This window comes from Devosia sp. Root436 (assembly GCF_001426345.1).
In the GTDB taxonomy this organism is placed as follows: domain Bacteria; phylum Pseudomonadota; class Alphaproteobacteria; order Rhizobiales; family Devosiaceae; genus Devosia.
Map to the genome: position 1 here is coordinate 548,723 of NZ_LMEM01000009.1, position 18,466 is coordinate 567,188.

Consider the following 18,466-nt stretch of genomic DNA (forward strand, 5'->3'; position numbering starts at 1 on the left):
TTCCGTCCTATTCGTTGGCGGCCCTGGCGCGCGGCTGGCCGCGCGTGGCCTTGAGTCCGGCAAGAGCCGCCTTGACCTTGCTCGCATCGAACGGCTTCATGACGATGCCGTCGGCTCCCGCCGCCAAAGCCTTGGCGCGCTCGCTGAGGATCGAGATCATGAACACCGGTATATCGGCGGTCACCGGATCGGCCTTGAGCGCCGCCAGCACATCCCAGCCGTCAAAGCCTGGCATCAATATATCGAGGAAGATCGCTGCCGGTTTCACCGTGCGGGCAATCTGCAGCGCCGATTGCGGCGCGTCGGTGCAGATCGGGGTATAGTCTTCCTTCATGAACAGCCGCTCGGCCAGTTCGAGAAAATTGCGGTCATCGTCAACCACCAGCAGGCGCGGGCGCCGGTCGTGATTGATGACATGCCCGCTCATTCCGGCAAAGCCGGCCCTGCGCTCGCCCGCATCGGCTTCGCTCTCGGCGACGAATTCGTCTTCCGGCGCCGACTGGCGCGGCGGGACGATGAGCGAGGCAACGGGCTCGGGCGCCACCTGTTCGCCATGCGCCGGCACGCGGATGGTGAAGCGGCTGCCCTTGCCGAGCTCGCTTTCGATCTCGATCTGCCCGCCCATCAGCCGGCACAGATTCTGGCTCAGCGACAGACCGAGCCCGGTGCCGCCATAGACCGCAGCGATCTTGGAATTGGCCTGGGTAAAGTTGGAGAACAGCGCCTTCTGCTGCTCAAGCGAAATGCCGATGCCGGTATCGGCCACGGCAATTTCCATCCACTCCCCATTGCGCTGCACCGCCAGGGTGATCTGCCCGTTCTGGGTGAACTTGGCGGCATTGGAGAGCAGGTTGAATATGGCCTGCCGCAGCTTGGTGGCGTCGGCCCGCATGGTGCCCAGGCTCGATCCGCGCTCGACCACGAAGCTGTTGGTATTCTTGGCCGCCAGCGGCCGCGCCGTGGCCTCGACCTCATCGATCAGCTTGTCGAGATCGACAGTCTCCATATGGAGGGCCATCTTGCCCGCCTCGATCTTGGAAATGTCGAGAATGTCGTTGACCATGGCCAGCAGGTGCTTGCCGGCGGCGCTGATCTTCTGCAGGTCCGCGATCTGCTCGCCGCGCCCGTCGAGTTCGGCATCCTCCAGCAGGATTTCCGAATAGCCCAGCACGGCGTTGAGCGGCGTGCGCAGCTCGTGGCTCATCTTGGCCAAAAATTCCGACTTGGCGCCATTGGCGCGCTCGGCATCGTCCTTGGCGCTGGTCAGGGCCTTGAGCGTATATTGATGGCGCTCGATTTCCTTGATCAGCTCCGACTGGCTGTCTACCACGCTCGAATAATAGGCCGCCATCATGAACACATAGATGTTCGAGCCCAGCGCCGAGAGCACCCCGGCCACGACCATGTTCTCCACCGGAATATGGGTGGGGAAGTCGCTGTAGAGGTAAAAGCCATAGAGCGCAGCAATGCCCAGCGTGATCTGGCTGAACACGAAGATACGCGCTGTCCAGGTCGAGCCCAGATACATGAAGGCGAGCAGCGGCGTCAGCACGAACCACACCAGGAACGGCGAGCTGGTGCCGCCGTAATTATAGGTGCCCCACAGGATGCAAAAGGTGAGGTTCAGCACAGAGGACATGGCCAGCGGCGTATAGGCGCGGGGGAACAGTTTCACCAGCGCCAGGAACGGCCAGAACCCATAGATGGACGCTGCCAGGATCGGCACATGCCACAGCGGCTGCGGATCGGCAAACCACAGGAACAGCGGAATTGGCGTCGCGATGATCGGCCCGAAGACGTGGCTGATGATGAACATCTGCACCCGCTTGCGGGTATGCAGGTCGCCACTCAGATGCTGGGGGATGAACCAGTTCATCACCCCCTGCAGGAAGGTCAGGATAGCCAAGGGGCAGCCTCGCGCGCGGATACCGCCCGAGAGTGGCCGCAACACTTTGAAAAGTCGTAAATTATGGCTCGGAACGTGGAGGTAAGTGGGTGGCGGCCACAAATGCAGGCAGGATTTTTCAGTCGTCTCCCTCCCCCTTGCGGGGAGGGATCAAGGGTGGGGGATGTTTAGCCCGGATATCGGGGCTCCCGCACCCCCACCCTAGCTTTGCTACGGCCCTAGGGGCCTAGCTTCGCTACCCTCCCCGCAAGGGGGAGGGTGGGCGTAGTGGTTGTGGCAAGCTACCGCAGCCCCAGCGCCCCATGCTCCAGCGCCATCATCACGCCGCGCAGTTCGGCCAGCCCCTTCATCCGCCCGATCGTGGGATAGCCTGGCTGCGAGCGGCGGCCGAGATCGTCAAGGATATCCTGGCCGTGATCGGGGCGCATGGGAATGACGTGGTCCTTGCGGCCCGCGGCCCTGCGCTTCTTTTCCTCGCGCACCACGGCGGCGATCAGCGCCACCATGTCGGTATCGCCCGCCAGATGCTCGGCCTCGTAGAACGAGCCGACAATGTCGTCACTGTCGCGCTTGACGTTGCGCAGATGCAGGAAATGCACCTTGTCGCCCAGCCGCTCCATCATGCCTGGCAGGTCATTGTCGGGCCGCGCGCCCAGCGACCCCGAACACAGCGTCATGCCATTGGCGGGGCTGTCCACGGCATCGAGAATGTACTTGTAGTCCGCCTCGGTCGACATCACTCGCGGCAGCCCGAGCAGCGCGAACGGCGGATCGTCCGGGTGGCAGCAGAGCCGCAGGCCCAGATCCTCGGCGGTTGGCACCACGGCATCGAGAAAATCGACGAAATTGGCGCGCAGCCGCTCGCGGGTGATGGCGCCGTATTCATCCAGATGCGCCTGCACGTCCTCCAGCGACATCGACTCCGTCGAGCCGGGCAGTCCCATGGTGACATTGCGCGCCAGCTGCTTGCGGGCGGCATCGTCCATGGCGCTGAAGCGCCGTTCCGCCTCGTCGGCTATGGCATTGGTATAATCGGCAGTAGCGCCCTGGCGCTGCAGCACATGGATATCGAAGGCGGCGAAATCGTTGATGTCGAACCGCATGCACGAGCCGCCATTGGGCACTGTCCAGCGCAGGTCGGTGCGGGTCCAGTCCAGCACCGGCATGAAATTGTAGCAGATGACCTCGATGCCGCTGTCGGCGAGGTTCTTCATCGAGACCTTGTAGGTTTCGATATGCTCGCGCCAGGCATTCTTCTGCTTCTTGATATCCTCGGAAACCGGCAGGCTTTCCACCACATCCCAGGTCAGGCCCGACGGCGTGCCGTCCTTGCGCGTTCCGATCTCGGCATGCCGCTTGGCGATCTCCTCCGGTGTCCACACCACCCCGTTGGGCACATGATGCAGCGCGCTGACCACGCCCACCGCGCCGACCTGGGTGATATCGTCGATGCTGCACTGGTCCTTGGGTCCGAACCATCGCCACGTCTGTCGCAAATCAGGCACTCCGTCATTCTTGTATGGAAGTCCATGCCACAGGACCGCTCAGGCGCAAAGCCCTATTCGGCGGCGGTGCGGGGCATCATTTCCGCATTTCCCGGTCATAGACGAATTTCGGCATTTCCCAGCGGAACGCCAGCGCCAGCACGCGCAGCGCGAAGCCGAGGACGATGGCGACGATCACCATCAGATCGCCTGGCAGCCCCCAGAGCAGGCCGAGATAATAGACCACGCCCGCCACCATGGAGACCGTGGCATAGAGTTCGCCCTGGAAGATCAGCGGCACGTCGTTGCACAGCACGTCACGCAAAATGCCACCGGCCGTTCCCGTGACCATGCCGGCCACGATGACGATGATCGGGTGCACGCCGGCCTCGATGCCGATATTGCAGCCGATGACGGTAAAGACCACCAGCCCCAGCGCATCGAGCAGCAGGAATGGCCAGCGCAGGCGATCCACCAGCCGCGCCAGCGGGATGGTGATCAGCGCCGCGGCGCAGACTTCCAGCAGCAGATAGGGGTTTTCCACCCAGGACAGCGGATAGTGATCGAGCAGGATGTCGCGCAGCGTACCGCCCCCCAGCGCCGTGACGCAGGCGATGAGGCACACACCGAACCAGTCCATGTTCCGCCGGCCCGCTGCGAGTGCCGCGGTCATCGCTTCGGCGGCGATGGCGATGTAGAAGGCAATGAGCAGCATTGGCTCCGTCCTGACCTTGTCGAAACCGGGTTGTCCTTCGTCACGTTACTGCAAGAGATTGCCGCGTCCAGTGAGAGCCAGCATGCGCCAGCCCAAATCCGTCAAAAGCCTCGAAGACCTCGGCCGCATCCGCCTCAGCGAGAACTTCTTCCTGCGCGACTTCCTCTATTCGGAAATCGCCATCATCCACGGCTTCCAGAACATCCCCGACGATCCGGACCTCGCCATAGCAGCCGGCAAGGTACTCTGCCAAACCCTGCTCGAACCGCTGCAGGCCCGCTTCGGCAGGATATCCGTCCGTTCCGCCTACCGCTCGCCCCAGGTCAACCACTTCGGCAATATCAACAAGCTCAATTGCGGCCGCAACGAAACCAATTTCGGCGGCCATATCTGGGATCGCCGCAACGCCAAGGGCCAGATGGGCGCCACCGCCTGCATCGTCGTCAACCGCTTCGTGCCCTATTACGAACGCACCGGCGACTGGGAAGCCATGGCATGGTGGGTCCACGACCACCTGCCCTATTCTGACATGGAATTCTTTCCAAAACTGGCCGCCTTCAACCTGCAATGGCACGAGGAACCGAGCCGCACCATCCATAGCTTCATCCCGCCGCGGCGCGGGAAATTGACGGGTCCGGGCAAACCGTGGGCTGGGAGGCATGACGAAGCCTATGCGGCGATGCTGGCGGAGATCGGGTAGGGGCGCATCCCTCCCCACCAACGGCGTGATCCCGGCGAAGGCCGGGATCCATCCTGAGGTTTTCCCACGCCCGCAGCAGGTCCAGTCATCTCAAGATGGATTCCGGCCTTCGCCGGAATGACATCGTGAATGTGGGCAACCTAGCTACACAAAATCCTGTCGCATCGGCGTGAACACGTCCACCAGCCGGCCCTTTTCCAGTGCCAGCACGCCATGCACCAGCCCGGACGGCACGATGAAGCTGCCGCCGGTACCGACGACCTGCGTCACCCCGTCGATGGTCACTTCGAACACCCCCTCGATGACATAGCTCACCTGGATATGGGGATGGCTGTGCAGCGCGCCGATGGCGCCCTTGTCGAAGCCGAATTCCACCTGCATCAGCTCGGGCGTGTGGATCAGCACCTTGCGCGTATTGCCCGGCGCCAGCACGACGGTTTCACCCTCATCCGCTTGCGCGAACAGTTTCTGCTCAGTCATGGATCACCTCGCGAGCCACCCGCCATCCACGGGGACGACGGCGCCATGCATATAGTTGGAAGCCGGCGACAGCAGGAACACTGCCGCGTCGCCAATGTCGGACGGTGCGCCCCAGCGCCCCGCCGGAATACGCCCCAGGATCGAGGCCGAGCGGTCCGGATCGGCGCGCAAGGCCTCGGTATTGTTGGTCTCGATATAACCGGGCGCGATCGAATTGACGTTGATGCCTTTGGCCGCCCACTCATTGGCCAGGAGCCGCGTGATCCCCAGCACGCCGCTCTTGGAGGCGGTGTAGCTGGCGACGCGGATGCCGCCCTGGAAACTCAGCATCGAGGAGATGTTGACGACCTTGGCGCTGCGACCGACGGCCAGCGCCTTCCGCCCCAGCGACTGGCAGAGGAAGAACATCGTCTTGAGGTTGATGTCCATCACCTGGTCCCAGTCCTCCTCGGTGAAATCCACCGCATCGACCCGCTTGATGATGCCGGCATTGTTGACCAGCCCATCGATGGGACCATGCTGGTCCCATGCCGCGTCGAACATCGCCTGCGCGGCCATGGTGGAACCGAGGTCGGCCTGCACCGCGACGAAATCGGCGCCGAGCCCGGCCATCAGCGATGCCGTGACCTCCATGCTGGAGCGCCCGACGCCGATCACCCTGCCGCCGGCCCGGCCGATGCCGAGCGCAATGCCCTGCCCGATGCCGGTATTGGCGCCGGTGACCATGACGGTCCTGCCCGCAAGGCTGAAGGCGCTGAGATCGCTCACAGCAGCTCGTCCATGCCGATCTTGTCGACATCGGTATAGTCGACATTGTCGCCGGCCATGGCCCAGATGAAGGTATAGGCGCCGGTGCCTGCGCCCGAATGGATCGACCAAGGCGGCGAGATCACCGCTTCTTCATTGCGCACGATGAGGTGGCGCGTCTCGTCCGGCTCGCCCATCAGATGCACTACAAAGGCGTCGGGCTTGAGGTCGAAATAGAGATAGGCCTCCATGCGGCGGTCATGGATATGGGCGGGCATGGTGTTCCATACCGAGCCCGGCGCGAAGCTGGTCAGGCCTACCACCAGCTGGCAGGTCTTGACGCTGTCGGCATTGACGAACTGGAAGATGCTCCGCTCGTTGGCGGTCTCGTTGCTGCCCAGGTCGAGCCGCTTGGCGTCGGATTGTCTGATCAGGGTGGTCTTGTGGCTGGCATGGGCCGGCGCGCTCAGCAGGTAGAATTTGGCGCCTTCGCCCGAGAAGCGCACATCCTTGCTGCCCATGCCCACATAGAGCATGTCGCGGGAGCCCACGGCATAGTCCGTTCCATCCACCGCGATGGTCCCGGCCGCGCCGATATTGACGGCGATGAGTTCGCGCCGGTCGAGGAAATTGGCCGTACCCGTCGGCTTGATGGTGTCGAGCCCCAGCGCCTTGCCGGCAGGCACCGCCCCACCCACCGCCATGCGGTCATAATGGGTATAGGTCCAGTTGACCGCCCCCGCCACGAACAGGTCATCGATGAGGAACTGCTCGCGCAACTCCTCGGTATTCATGGTCGAGGCGCTGACCGGGTCGATGGCGAAACGAATGTCGTGGTTGGTCGTCATGGATAGTCCTGTTGGCTTAGATCGGGAGGCGGCCCGCCTTCGCGGAGACGCTGGCGATAGAGTTCCTGGCTGCGGACCAGGTGGCGGCGCATGGCGCGGCGCGCCGCCTCGATATCCTGCTCGCTGATCGCCGAAACGATCAGCCAGTGCTCGGCCTGCACCGAGCGCTGATATTCGCGCGACAGCACCGTTTCGATGCGCCAGGGCGATTGCACATCGCAGGGAATGGCGCGGGTGCCCAGCGCATTGAGCACCTCGACATAGAACGGGTTGCTGGTCGCCGCCGCAATGGCGTGATGCAGGTTGAAATCGGCCTTGCCCGTCGGCTCGTCACGTTCGAGCAGGCGGTCGAATTCGTGGAACGCCTCATGGATCGCCGCATCCTGCGAATTGGTTCGCCGCTGCGCGGCAAGGCCGGCGCTCTCGATCTCGATGCCCATGCGCACTTCGAGCACGTTGATCGCATCCGAGATGCGATTGCCGCTGTCGATGGCGCGCATGCCGCCGCGGGCGATGACGAACACGCCGGCGCCCTGCCGGGCCTCGACGATCCCGTCCGCGGCCAATGCCGCGATGGCCTCGCGCACCACCGTCCGGCTGACCCCGAATATCTTGGTCATCTGGCTTTCGGTGGGCAGCTTGCTGCCGGTGTCGTATTCACCCGTGCCGATGCGCTTGCGCAGCGTATCCACCACCAGTTCGGCCAGCTTGGGCTTGCGCCCGGTCGGCGCCGTCCCGACGTCGGATACGCTCATTTTCACCCCCGGAACAGCGCCGGCAGCCATAGCGACAGCGCCGGAACATAGGTAACCAGCCCCAGCACGATCAGGCCCGCCAGGTAGAAGGGCCAGATGCTCTTCATGGCCTGCATGACAGTGATCTTGCCGACGGCGGCGGCGACGAACTGCACCGGCCCCAGCGGCGGCGTGTTGAGGCCGATGCCCAGATTGAGGATCATGATGACGCCGAAATGCACCGGATCGACGCCGAATTCCTTGACCATGGGCAGGAAGATCGGAGTGGTGATGATGATCAGCGGACCCATATCCATGAAGGTGCCGAGCAGCAGCAGCACGATGTTGATCATGATCAGCACCATCAGCGGGTCGCTCGAAATCGAGGCCATGCCGGCGGTGAGAATGGTGGCCACCTTGAGATAGGCCATCAGCCAGCCGAACGAGGCCGCGGCGCCGATGATGAACAGCACCATGGCCGTGGTCCGCACCGCGCCAAGCACGGAATGGACGAACTCTTTCCAGGTCAGCGAGCGGTAGACCACCAGCGTCACCAGCAGCGCATAGATGACCGCGATGCACGAGCTTTCCGTTGCCGTGAAGATGCCCGAGCGCACGCCGCCGAAGATGATGGCGATCAGCATCAGGCCCGGAATGGACACCAGGAAATAGTAGCCTGCCTTGCGGAAACCCTGGAACGGCTCGGTGGGATAGCCGCGCTTGACGGCCACGACATAGGCCGTGACGCTCAGCGCTGCTGCAAGCAGCAGGCCCGGAATGATACCGGCGGTAAACAGGTCGGCGATCGAGATATTGCCGCCACCCGAGAGCGAATAGATGATCATGTTGTGGCTGGGCGGCAGCAGCAGCGCGATCAGTGCCGCCATCGACGTCACGTTGACCGCATAGTCGGCGCCATAGCCGCGCGCCTTCATCTGCGGGATCATGATGCCGCCCACCGCCGCCGCCTCGGCCACCGCCGACCCGGAAATGCCGCCGAACAGCGTCGAAGCCGCGATATTGACCTGTCCCAGGCCACCGCGCACATGCCCGATCAGCGAACCGGCAAAGGAGATGATCCGCGCCGCGATGCCGCCGCGCATCATCAGGTCGCCGGCAAAAATGAAGAACGGAATGGCCAGCAGGCTGAAGGCGGAAACGCCCGAATTGAGCTGCTGAAACACCACGATGGCCGGGCGCCCCAGATAAATGATCGTGGCGAAGCTGGCGATGCCCAGGCAGTAGGCGATCGGCGTACCGATCACCATCAGGACCGTGAAAACGCCAAAGAGAATCCAGTATTCCATCTGTATCAGGCCTCGGTGATCGTCGGATCGGCAATGACGTCATCGACCGGTTCGCCAGCCAGGCGCATCAGGATGCGCTCCAGCGAGAACAGGCACATCAGCACGCCCGAGACCACGATAGGAAAATAGGTAAACGAGGTCGGCAGCCCGAGCACCGGGATGCGGGTCGACCAGTAACGGATGACCAGCTCGCCGCCATAAAAGACCATGCCGAAGGCAAAGGCGAAGATGCAGAGATCGCTGACGGCGCGCAGCCAGGGCTTGGCGCCCGGCGGCAGCACATAGATCAGCACGTCGAACCCCATATGGAAGTTCTCGCGCACGCCCACCGCCGCGCCAAGGAAAACGAACCAGGTCACCAGCATGATAGCGCCGGCTTCCGTCCAGGACGGCGAGGCGTTGATCACGAAGCGCATGAACACCTGATAGGCGACAATGGCTGTCATGCTGATAAGGCCGATACCGGCCAGCCACAGCACCACATTCGAAAATTGTCCCAGCACCCGGCTGATCGGCAGCAGTGTTTCTCGCACGATAGTCCTCCGGCAAGCAGAACCGGGCCGGCGCTTTGTACGCCGGCCCGGTGAAGTGGATTACTCGGTCGCCTGGATGCGGGCGACCAGGTCCTTGAGTGCCGGATCGGTCACGTACTTGTCGTAGACCGGGCCCATGGCTTCGATGAAGGGGGCCTTGTCGACTTCGTTGATGACAGCGCCGAGTGCCTCGACGGCAGCCTTGGATTCGACTTCCTTGGCAGCCCACAGCTCACGCTGCTTGGCGACCGATTCCTTGGCCGCTTCGCGGAACAGCACCTGGTCCTCGGGGGTGAGGCCATCCCAGACGATCTTGGAGATGACCAGCACTTCTGGCACCATCAGGTGTTCGTCGAGCGAGTAATACTTGGCGACTTCGGCGTGGCCGGCAGTGTCGTAGCTCGGGTAGTTGTTCTCGGCGCCGTCGATGACGCCGGTCTGGATGCCCGAATAGACTTCACCATAGGGCATCGGGGTGGCATTGCCGCCAAAGGCCGCAACCATGTCCACGAAGATGTCCGACTGCATCACGCGCAGCTTCATGCCCGCCATGTCGGCCGGCGAGGTGATCGGCTTTTCGCTGTTGTAGAACGAGCGCGCGCCGCCGTCGTAATAGGCCAGCGCAATCACGTCCACGGCGTCGAACGCCCCCAGGATTTCCTCGCCGATCGGGCCATCGAGCACATGGTGCATATGGTCGGCCGAGCGGAAGATGTAGGGGAGCTGAACCACGGTCGCTTCCGGCACCTGGGTACCGAACGCGCCGATCGAGATGCGGTTGAGGTCGATCACGCCGAACTGCGTCTGTTCGATCGTGTCCTTTTCCTCGCCGAGCTGGGCGGAGTGGAACACTTCCACCGAGTAGCGGCCGTCGGTCTTCTGGCTCAGCAGTTCACCGAAATACTTGACCGCCTCGACGGTCGGATAGCCATCGGGATGGGTATCGGACGAACGCAGCACCGTCTGGGCACTGGCCGTCGAAACCATCAAGGCAGCAGCGACAAGCGCGGTCGCCGCCAGTTTAGGCAGATGAAACATTGAGTATCCTCCCATGATGGCATCGGCTCGACACGCCCTGCGTGTCATCCTGCAGCCGTTGCCGTTGATCGCGACCGGGGTCTTTCCCTCCGCTCGCTCAAGCCCGCCCTTCGTCGTCTGGACTCTTGCCGGACTTGGTGATGAAACTGGTATGGAAGCTATACCGGTAAGTCAACATACAAAATTCTGTATGTTGTATGATGACTTTGGGCCTGAAAATGCCGCTGTTCCGCCCCCTGTTCCGGCCCTGCTCCCAATTGTAGCAACGAAAACGCCGCCGGGGATAAGCCGGCGGCGCAACGACTTAGCTCTTGTGATCCGGTCAGATATGGATGGCCCCGTCCCCCAGCGACAGGGCCGCCTCGCGCACCGCTTCGGACAGGGTCGGATGGGCATGGGTCGAGCGCGCCAGGTCTTCGGACGAACCCGAAAATTCCATCAGCACCACCAGTTCATGGATCATCTCGCCGGCATTCTTGCCCACGATATGGGCGCCCAGCACCCGGTCGGTCTCGACATCGGCGAGGATTTTGACGAACCCCTGCGTCGCCAGCATCGCCTTGGCGCGGCCATTGGCGGTGAAGGGGAACTTGCCGATCTTGTAGTCCACGCCCTCGGCCTTGAGCTCGTCCTCGGTCTTGCCGACCGAGGCAATTTCCGGATTGGTATAGACCACCGCCGGAATGGCGGCGTAGTTCACATGGCCGGCCTGGCCATTGAGGATTTCGGCCACCGCAATGCCCTCGTCCTCGGCCTTGTGCGCCAGCATCGGGCCGGCAATGACATCGCCGATGGCATAGATGCCGTCGACCGAGGTCTTGTAGTGCTGATCGACCCGCACGCGGCCGCGCTCGTCCAGCGCCACGCCGACAATGTCGAGGCCCAGCCCTTCAGTGAAGGGCTTGCGGCCGATGGCGACCAGAGCCACATCGGCATCGAGGATTTCCATATCGCCGCCCTTGGCCGGCTCGACCCGCACCTTGAGCGAGCCGTCATCCTGCTTGTCGATGCCGGCAACCTTGCTCGACAGCTTGAATTCCATGCCCTGCTTCTGCAGCATGCGCTGGAACTGGCGGGCCACTTCGCTGTCCATGCCAGGGAGAATCCGGTCAAGATATTCGACCACGGTCACCTGCGCACCGAGACGCGCCCAGACCGAGCCCAGTTCGAGCCCGATGACGCCGGCGCCGATCACCAGGAGCTTGCCCGGGACCTTTTCCAGCGTCAGCGCGCCGGTCGAGGTGACGATCTTCTTCTCATCGATCTCGATGCCCGGCAATCCAGCCGAAACCGAACCGGTGGCGATGACGATATTCTTGGTCTCGATCTCCGTCGCCGCGCCGGTCTGCGGCGTCACCAGCACCTTGCCGGGCGAGACGATGGTGCCGATGCCGCGCAGGGTAGTGATCTTGTTCTTCTTGAACAGATAATCGACGCCGCCGACATTAGCCGCCACCGTCTCGGTCTTGTGGTTCATCATCATGGGCAGGTTCAGCGTGGGCGCCGGAATGTCGATACCAAGCGCCTTGAAGCCGTGCCCGGCCTCCTCGAACAGTTCGGAAGCATGCAGCAGGGCCTTGGAGGGGATGCAGCCGATATTGAGGCAGGTGCCGCCCAGCGTCGCCCACTTCTCCACCACCGCGACTTTCATCCCGAGCTGTGCCGCACGGATCGCCGCGACATAGCCGCCCGGACCCGAGCCGATAATGGTGAGATCGAACGCGTCTGCCATGTGTAGCCCCGAAACTGGTTAGTGTTGCTGCGCCAGTGCCACGCGCACCGCCAGCAGGATGAATGTAATGCCGGTAACCCGATTAAACCACCGGCCGAAACGGAAAAAGCCTTGCCGTACCGAGGGTGTCGTAAAGAAAATCGAGACCAAAGCGAACCAGGCAAAAAGCATGAGGCTCATGCAGCCGACATAGAGCACCTTGATGTCCCCGTCCGTATGCGCCGAGACCAGTGTGGTGAACAGCGCCAGGAAGAACAGCACGGCCTTTGGATTGAGCAGGTTGGTGAGAAAGCCCAGTGCGAAAGCCGCGAAATCGCCGCGCTTCGCGCTGGCCAGGTCGCCCTCGGCCGGTGGCGCCGGCGCCGGAGCGCGCAGCGCCGAAAGGGCCAGCCACACGAGATAGGCCGCGCCGATCCACTTGATGATGTTGAAGGCCAGCAGCGATTGGCCGACGATGACGCCGATCCCCAGCAGGGTATAGCTGCCATGGACCAGGATCGACGTCGCGATGCCCGCCGAGGTGAACAGGGCCGCCCGCCGCCCATGGGCGATGGATTGGCGCAGCACCATGGCGAAATCGGCGCCGGGAATGACGGCATTGATACCGAAGGCCAGCATCAGCGCAGCGAATTCGAACCAGGGAAAGGCCATCGGGCGCACCGCATATTGTTACGCGGCCAAGCAGTTACACCAGGTACCGGCCTGCGGCAATGTCAGTCGCATCCCTCCAGGGTAAAGGCGTCGCCGACATCGATACCATCCAGCCACTCGGTCTGCCGATAGTTCGAATACCACAGGCTCGCCGCCAGGTTGGGCAGGATGATCTGTTCGGGCACCGCGGCATCGACCCCGGTATCGACCCCGGTATCGAGGAACCGCACCTTGCCGTCATACTCGCCGTAAATCGCCGGATATTGGGTGTCGTCGAGAAATTCGCAGAGTTCGGCCGGCGTGCCCTCCTCGGCAAATTCGGGCGGGCTGCACGGCCCTTCGATCGACCACAGCGGCGATCCGAAGCCGTTGGGCACATGCACGGCGCCCTGCATTTCCACGCCCGAATTGGCCAGCTCCAGATAGAAGGCGGCCACCTGGTTGGGGGCGGAAAATCGTGGCACGCGCTTGAAGGTGAGCCACCATGGCGCGTCGGGCTGCTTGTAGCGGGCATTGGTCAGCGTGCAGTCCGCTGCCTGGACAGGAACCGCCAGCAACAACGCGCCCAGGGAAATCGACCGCCACATGATACGCCCCTTTCAAGAATGGGGCCAAGGTAGCGCAATGCAGTGGCGAGCCAACCCGTAAGTGGGGGTGGCGGACGCTACTTGGCGGCGATCGCCTGGGCCTTTTCCAGCGCCTCGGGCAGTTGCTTGTCGATATCGAGCGTCCCGCCATCGACCTGTTCGAAGAAGGCGCGGCAGAAGCCGTCCTTGTCGGCGGCCTGATTATAGGCGCTCATGATCTGGCTGCCGCCATAGGTCTCGGCGGCCTGCTGCTGGCCTTCGGCACCGCCACCGAGCCGGGCGATCACCCGGTCGGCCAGGTCGAGAAAGCCGATATTGCGCAGATACCAGTTGTCGCTGGCCGCCTTGTAGGCCGGATCGAGCCCGGTGGTTTCGTAGCAATGGGTGGTCATGACCGAGACGATGGCCTGCGAGCCGTGGAACGCCATCAGCTCGCCGATCAGTTCGGCGTCGGCGGCGTCCTGGGCGGAAGCGGGGATAAGAGCGGCGAGCCAGATGACGACGGGAAAGATCAGGGGACGCAACAGGCGCACAACTCCGGTAAAACGCGCTAGCATCTGGACCACCGACGTTAACAGACTGTTAGCATCAGGCGTCACCGACATCACGAAAGCGCCAACGAAAAGGGCCCGCCGAGGCGGACCCTTAAACTGTCATCGCTTTGCGGCGAACTAGAGGTCGAGCACCAGGCGTTCGGGCGCTTCGAGGCTTTCCTTGACGCGAACCAGGAAGGTCACGGCTTCCTTGCCATCGACGATCCGGTGATCGTAGCTCAGGGCGAGATACATCATCGGGCGGATGACGACCTGGCCGCCAACTGCGACGGGCCGTTCCTGGATCTTGTGCATGCCCAGGATACCGGACTGCGGCGCGTTGAGGATAGGTGTGCTCATCAGCGAGCCATAGACACCACCATTGGAGATGGTGAAGGTGCCGCCCTGCATGTCGGCCATGGAGAGCTGGCCGTCTCGGGCCTTCTTGCCGAGGCCGTTGATCGACTTCTCGATCTCGGCAATGCTCATCTGGTCGGCATTGCGCACCACCGGGACCACCAGGCCCTTGTCGGTGCCCACGGCCACCCCGATATGGGCATATTGCTTATAGACCAGGTCATCGCCATCGATCTCGGCATTGACCGCCGGGATTTCCTTGAGCGCGTGGACCACGGCCTTGGTGAAGAAGCCCATGAAGCCCAGCTTGACCCCGTGCTTCTTCTCGAACAGCTCCTTGTAGGAATTGCGCAGGTCCATCACCGGCTTCATGTCCACCTCGTTGAAGGTGGTCAGCATGGCGGCGGTGTTCTGCGCATCCTTGAGGCGGCGGGCGATGGTCTGGCGCAGGCGGGTCATCTTGACCCGCTCCTCGCGGCCGGCATCGTCGGCCGAAACCGGCGCACGCGGCGCGGCCGGCGCCTTGGGCGCCTCGGCCTTGGCAGCAGCGGGAGCCGCTTCGGCTACCGCTGGAGCCGGCTTGCTGGCAGCAGCCACCACGTCTTCCTTGAGCACCTGGCCGCGCTTGCCCGAACCCTCGATTTCCGAGCCGTTGAGGCCGGTTTCGTTGAGCAGCTTCTGCGCGGCCGGAGCCGGCGGCATGGCGGTCCCGGCAGCGGACTTGACCGGCTCGGGGCCGGCGGCATTGGCGGCAGGCACCTCGGCCTTGGCGGGCGCGGGAGCAGCAGCGGTCGGGGCGGCGGCAGCACCGGCCCCTGCCCCGCCGATGGCGCCGAGCAGCGCGCCCACATCCACCGTTTCGCCCGGCTGGGCGGCAATGGCTTCGAGCACGCCGGCGGCCGGCGCAGGCACTTCGATGGTCACCTTGTCGGTTTCCAGCTCGACGATGGGCTCGTCGGCGGCGACGGTGTCGCCCACCTTCTTGAACCACTGGCCGATGGTCGCTTCGGTGACGCTTTCGCCCAGCGTCGGCACGCGGATTTCAGTCGACATTGGCTTGTCCTTTATTGGCCGAGGGCTTCGTCGAGGAAGGCCTGCAATTGGGCTAGATGGGTCCGCATCAGACCCGTGGCGGTGGAAGCGGAAGCCGGGCGGCCGGTATAGCGCACGCGCTGCCCGGTCCGGCCCATCTGGTCGAAGACCCATTCAACATAGGGCTGAATGAAGGCCCAGGCACCCATATTCTTGGGCTCTTCCTGGCACCAGATGATCTCGGCATTCTTGAAGCGGCTCAATTCATCCAGCAGCGCCTTGGCCGGGAACGGATAGAGCTGCTCGATACGCAGCAGATAGACATCGTCGATGCCCTTCTTCTCGCGGTCTTCCAAGAGGTCGTAATAGACCTTGCCGGTGCACAGCACGACGCGGCGGATCTTGTCGTCGGTTGCCAGCTTGACCGTGGTCTTGGGCGCGCCCGGCGCCTCGGCATCGTCCCAGAGGAGACGGTGGAAGCAGGAATCGGGGCCCATTTCGGCCAGCCCCGAGACGGCGCGCTTGTGACGCAGCAGGCTCTTGGGCGTCATCAGGATCAAGGGCTTCCTGAAGTCGCGTTCCATCTGCCGGCGCAGGGCGTGGAAATAGTTGGCCGGCGTGGTGCAGTTGGCGACCTGCATATTGTCTTCGGCGCAGAGCTGGAGGAACCGCTCGGGACGGGCGGAGGAATGTTCCGGCCCCTGCCCCTCATAGCCATGCGGCAACAGCATCACCAGGCCCGACATGCGGAACCACTTGCGTTCGCCCGAGGAGATGAACTGGTCGATCACCACCTGCGCGCCATTCACGAAATCGCCGAACTGGGCTTCCCAGATGGTCAGCGCCTTGGGCTCGGCCAGTGAATAGCCGTATTCGAAGCCGAGCACGGCTTCTTCCGACAGCATCGAGTTGATGACCTCGTAGCGGCTCTGCTCGGGATCGAGATTGTTGAGCGGCGTATAGGTCTTGTTCTCCTCGATCTGGTCGTTGAGCACCGAATGGCGCTGGCTGAACGTGCCACGCTCGACATCCTGGCCGGAGAGGCGCACCGGATGACCGTCGGTCACCAGCGTACCGAAGGCCAGGGCCTCGGCCGTGGACCAGTCGATGCCTTCCCCCGATTCGATCGCCGCCAGGCGGTTGTCCATGAAACGCTTGACCGTCTTGTGGACGTTGAAGTCTTCCGGAATGCGCGTCAGCGCCGTGCCGACCTTGGCGAGACGATCGATCTCGACACCGGTCTGGCCGCGACGCGGGCCTTCCTGATCGGCGGGCTTGAAATCCTTCCAGGCGCCGTCGAGCCAGTCCGCCTTGTTCGGGCGGTAATCCTGACCGGCCTCGAACTCGGCTTCAAGCTTGGCGCGCCAGTCGGCCTTGAGCTTGTCGACCTCGTCGGCCGACAGCAGCCCTTCGGCAACCAGCTTTTCCGAATAGATTTCCAGCGTCGACTTGTGCGCGCGGATCTTGGAATACATCAGCGGCTGGGTGAAGCTGGGCTCGTCGCCTTCGTTATGGCCGAAGCGGCGATAGCAGAACATGTCGATGACGACGGGCTTGCCGAACTTCTGGCGATATTCGACTGCGACCTTGGACGCGAACACCACCGCTTCCGGGTCATCCCCGTTCACATGGAATACCGGCGCCTCGATCATCTTGGCGACGTCGGTCGGGTAAGGCGAGGAGCGCGAATACATCGGGCTCGTGGTGAAGCCGATCTGGTTGTTGATGACGAAGTGGATCGAGCCACCCGTGCGATGCCCCTTGAGGCCCGAGAGCCCCAGGCATTCGGCGATGACGCCCTGCCCGGCAAAGGCGGCGTCGCCATGGATCAGCAGCGGCAGCACCATCGAGCGGTCCGGCTTGCCGTCGGTCGCGATATTGACCAGCTTGCCATCGGGCGAAATGTGCTGGTCCTGCTTGGCGCGCGCCTTGCCCAGCACCACCGGATCGACGATTTCGAGGTGGGACGGGTTGGCCGTCAGCGACAGGTGAACCTTGTTGCCGTCGAAATCGCGATCCGACGAAGCGCCCAGGTGGTACTTGACGTCGCCCGAGCCCTCGACGTCGTCGGGGTAGAAGGCGCCGCCCTTGAATTCGTGGAACAGCGCGCGATGCGGCTTCTGCATCACCTGGGTCAGCACGTTCAGGCGCCCGCGATGGGCCATGCCGAGCACGATGTCCTTGATGCCCAGCGCGCCGCCGCGCTTGATGATCTGCTCGAGCGCCGGAATGGTGGATTCGCCACCATCGAGGCCAAACCGCTTGGTGCCGGTATACTTGACGTCGATGAACTTCTCGAAGCCCTCGGCCTCGATCAGCTTGCTGAGGATGGCCTTCTTGCCTTCCTTGGTGAAGGTGATTTCCTTGTCGGGACCTTCGATGCGCTCCTGGATCCACTGCTTGGCTTCGGGATCGGAGATATGCATGAATTCGATGCCCAGCGTACCGCAATAGGTACGCTGCAGGATCGCCAGCATTTCGGGCAGGGTCGCGTATTCGAGGCCGAGATAGTTGTCGATGAAAATCTTGCGGCTGTAATCAGCCTCGGTGAAGCCATAGCTCTTGGGATCGAGCTCGGGGGCCGGCTCGTCGGCCTTCATCTTCAGCGGATCGAGATCGGCATGCAGGTGCCCCCGCATGCGATAGGCGCGGATCATCATGATGGCGCGGATCGAATCGCGCGTGGCCTGCAGCACATCGGCGACCGACGACTTGGCGACACCCAGCGCCTCGGCCTTCCTGGCCACGGCCTTTTCGGTCTTGATGGCGATCTCGCCCCAATTGCCGTCAAGCGCGCTGACCAGTTCGCCATTGGCGCTCTGCGGCCAGTCCTTGCGGCTCCAGCTCGGCCCATCGGCATTCTGCTGGGCAACATCGTCGCCATCGTCGAGCTTGGAAAAGAAACTCTTCCACGTCTCGTCGACACTGGAAGGGTCGGTCTTGTAGCGGGAATAGAGCTGTTCGATGTAGTCGGCGTTCCCACCATAGAGGAACGAAGTCAGCAAGAACGTGTCGTTCTTTTCCTGTCGTGTCATCGCTTTTTCATGCGAGGCCCACGCCCCGCCATCCTTCTCAACGAACC

General features: G+C 63.0%; 17 protein-coding genes. 1 reads left to right on the forward strand and 16 read right to left on the reverse strand.

All coding sequences use genetic code 11. The features are described 5' to 3' along the window. Nucleotides 1-7 precede the first annotated feature (7 nt). The 3 genes from ASD04_RS07645 to ASD04_RS07655 form a co-directional block, all read right to left on the reverse strand. Nucleotides 8-1,906 carry an ATP-binding protein gene (locus ASD04_RS07645; protein ID WP_056254898.1) on the reverse strand — a complete coding sequence of 633 codons (1,899 nt, stop codon included), beginning with the start codon at nucleotides 1,904-1,906 and terminating at the stop codon, nucleotides 8-10. Between the two features lie 281 nt (nucleotides 1,907-2,187). After that, nucleotides 2,188-3,402, reverse strand: coding sequence for a mannonate dehydratase (gene uxuA / locus ASD04_RS07650; RefSeq protein WP_056254902.1), 1,215 nt, complete (start codon nucleotides 3,400-3,402; stop codon nucleotides 2,188-2,190). Between the two features lie 85 nt (nucleotides 3,403-3,487). Next, entirely contained in the window at nucleotides 3,488-4,105 is a 618-nt protein-coding gene (locus ASD04_RS07655) for a trimeric intracellular cation channel family protein (protein ID WP_056254904.1), read from the reverse strand. A gap of 82 nt (nucleotides 4,106-4,187) precedes the next feature. Between ASD04_RS07655 and ASD04_RS07660 the strand changes: the two genes are divergently transcribed. After that, nucleotides 4,188-4,805 (forward strand): hypothetical protein, encoded by a 618-nt coding sequence (locus ASD04_RS07660; protein WP_056254908.1) that lies wholly within the window; start codon nucleotides 4,188-4,190, stop codon nucleotides 4,803-4,805. Between the two features lie 144 nt (nucleotides 4,806-4,949). On the opposite strand, the gene ASD04_RS07665 is transcribed toward ASD04_RS07660, so the two are convergent. The 13 genes from ASD04_RS07665 to ASD04_RS07725 all read right to left on the reverse strand — a co-directional run bounded on the left by ASD04_RS07665 (nucleotide 4,950) and on the right by ASD04_RS07725 (nucleotide 18,419). Next, a complete protein-coding gene (locus tag ASD04_RS07665) occupies nucleotides 4,950-5,285 on the reverse strand; it encodes a cupin domain-containing protein (RefSeq protein WP_056254910.1) in 336 nt (111 codons plus the stop codon). 3 nt (nucleotides 5,286-5,288) lie between these two features. Continuing rightward, the gene (gene kduD / locus ASD04_RS07670; RefSeq protein WP_056254914.1) at nucleotides 5,289-6,053 is read right to left on the reverse strand and encodes a 2-dehydro-3-deoxy-D-gluconate 5-dehydrogenase KduD; all 765 of its coding nucleotides are present in this window, start codon (nucleotides 6,051-6,053) and stop codon (nucleotides 5,289-5,291) included. Next, nucleotides 6,050-6,880 (reverse strand): 5-dehydro-4-deoxy-D-glucuronate isomerase, encoded by an 831-nt coding sequence (kduI, locus tag ASD04_RS07675; RefSeq protein ID WP_056254918.1) that lies wholly within the window; start codon nucleotides 6,878-6,880, stop codon nucleotides 6,050-6,052. Before kduI ends, kduD begins: the two co-directional genes overlap by 4 nt. Beyond that, nucleotides 6,877-7,635, reverse strand: coding sequence for a FadR/GntR family transcriptional regulator (locus ASD04_RS07680; RefSeq protein ID WP_056255484.1), 759 nt, complete (start codon nucleotides 7,633-7,635; stop codon nucleotides 6,877-6,879). The genes kduI and ASD04_RS07680 overlap by 4 nt, the downstream gene beginning before the upstream one ends. A gap of 2 nt (nucleotides 7,636-7,637) precedes the next feature. Then, nucleotides 7,638-8,921, reverse strand: coding sequence for a TRAP transporter large permease (locus ASD04_RS07685; protein WP_056254921.1), 1,284 nt, complete (start codon nucleotides 8,919-8,921; stop codon nucleotides 7,638-7,640). A 5-nt stretch (nucleotides 8,922-8,926) separates the two neighbouring features. After that, nucleotides 8,927-9,454, reverse strand: coding sequence for a TRAP transporter small permease (locus ASD04_RS07690; RefSeq protein WP_056254924.1), 528 nt, complete (start codon nucleotides 9,452-9,454; stop codon nucleotides 8,927-8,929). Between the two features lie 60 nt (nucleotides 9,455-9,514). Next, nucleotides 9,515-10,492, reverse strand: coding sequence for a TRAP transporter substrate-binding protein (locus tag ASD04_RS07695; protein WP_056229746.1), 978 nt, complete (start codon nucleotides 10,490-10,492; stop codon nucleotides 9,515-9,517). A 322-nt stretch (nucleotides 10,493-10,814) separates the two neighbouring features. Then, nucleotides 10,815-12,224 (reverse strand): dihydrolipoyl dehydrogenase, encoded by a 1,410-nt coding sequence (gene lpdA, locus ASD04_RS07700; protein ID WP_056254927.1) that lies wholly within the window; start codon nucleotides 12,222-12,224, stop codon nucleotides 10,815-10,817. An 18-nt stretch (nucleotides 12,225-12,242) separates the two neighbouring features. After that, a complete protein-coding gene (locus ASD04_RS07705) occupies nucleotides 12,243-12,875 on the reverse strand; it encodes a LysE family transporter (RefSeq protein ID WP_056254939.1) in 633 nt (210 codons plus the stop codon). A gap of 62 nt (nucleotides 12,876-12,937) precedes the next feature. Further along, nucleotides 12,938-13,462 (reverse strand): hypothetical protein, encoded by a 525-nt coding sequence (locus ASD04_RS07710; protein WP_056254943.1) that lies wholly within the window; start codon nucleotides 13,460-13,462, stop codon nucleotides 12,938-12,940. 77 nt (nucleotides 13,463-13,539) lie between these two features. Beyond that, nucleotides 13,540-13,986, reverse strand: coding sequence for a hypothetical protein (locus tag ASD04_RS07715; RefSeq protein ID WP_056254948.1), 447 nt, complete (start codon nucleotides 13,984-13,986; stop codon nucleotides 13,540-13,542). A gap of 147 nt (nucleotides 13,987-14,133) precedes the next feature. Beyond that, entirely contained in the window at nucleotides 14,134-15,405 is a 1,272-nt protein-coding gene (odhB, locus tag ASD04_RS07720; RefSeq protein WP_056254951.1) for a 2-oxoglutarate dehydrogenase complex dihydrolipoyllysine-residue succinyltransferase, read from the reverse strand. A gap of 11 nt (nucleotides 15,406-15,416) precedes the next feature. Continuing rightward, nucleotides 15,417-18,419 (reverse strand): 2-oxoglutarate dehydrogenase E1 component, encoded by a 3,003-nt coding sequence (locus ASD04_RS07725; RefSeq protein ID WP_056254954.1) that lies wholly within the window; start codon nucleotides 18,417-18,419, stop codon nucleotides 15,417-15,419. Nucleotides 18,420-18,466: the final 47 nt, after the last annotated feature.

What these genes read in the sequence shown, in the direction of transcription:
- kduI (WP_056254918.1), bottom strand. Translation starts at nt 6,880, where the DNA reads ATGACGACCAACCACGACATTCGTTTCGCCATCGACCCGGTCAGCGCC.
- ASD04_RS07705 (WP_056254939.1), bottom strand. Translation starts at nt 12,875, where the DNA reads ATGGCCTTTCCCTGGTTCGAATTCGCTGCGCTGATGCTGGCCTTCGGT.
- ASD04_RS07695 (WP_056229746.1), bottom strand. Translation starts at nt 10,492, where the DNA reads ATGTTTCATCTGCCTAAACTGGCGGCGACCGCGCTTGTCGCTGCTGCC.
- ASD04_RS07725 (WP_056254954.1), bottom strand. Translation starts at nt 18,419, where the DNA reads ATGACACGACAGGAAAAGAACGACACGTTCTTGCTGACTTCGTTCCTC.
- ASD04_RS07665 (WP_056254910.1), bottom strand. Translation starts at nt 5,285, where the DNA reads ATGACTGAGCAGAAACTGTTCGCGCAAGCGGATGAGGGTGAAACCGTC.
- ASD04_RS07680 (WP_056255484.1), bottom strand. Translation starts at nt 7,635, where the DNA reads ATGAGCGTATCCGACGTCGGGACGGCGCCGACCGGGCGCAAGCCCAAG.
- ASD04_RS07660 (WP_056254908.1), top strand. Translation starts at nt 4,188, where the DNA reads ATGCGCCAGCCCAAATCCGTCAAAAGCCTCGAAGACCTCGGCCGCATC.
- ASD04_RS07655 (WP_056254904.1), bottom strand. Translation starts at nt 4,105, where the DNA reads ATGCTGCTCATTGCCTTCTACATCGCCATCGCCGCCGAAGCGATGACC.
- odhB (WP_056254951.1), bottom strand. Translation starts at nt 15,405, where the DNA reads ATGTCGACTGAAATCCGCGTGCCGACGCTGGGCGAAAGCGTCACCGAA.
- ASD04_RS07710 (WP_056254943.1), bottom strand. Translation starts at nt 13,462, where the DNA reads ATGTGGCGGTCGATTTCCCTGGGCGCGTTGTTGCTGGCGGTTCCTGTC.
- ASD04_RS07685 (WP_056254921.1), bottom strand. Translation starts at nt 8,921, where the DNA reads ATGGAATACTGGATTCTCTTTGGCGTTTTCACGGTCCTGATGGTGATC.
- lpdA (WP_056254927.1), bottom strand. Translation starts at nt 12,224, where the DNA reads ATGGCAGACGCGTTCGATCTCACCATTATCGGCTCGGGTCCGGGCGGC.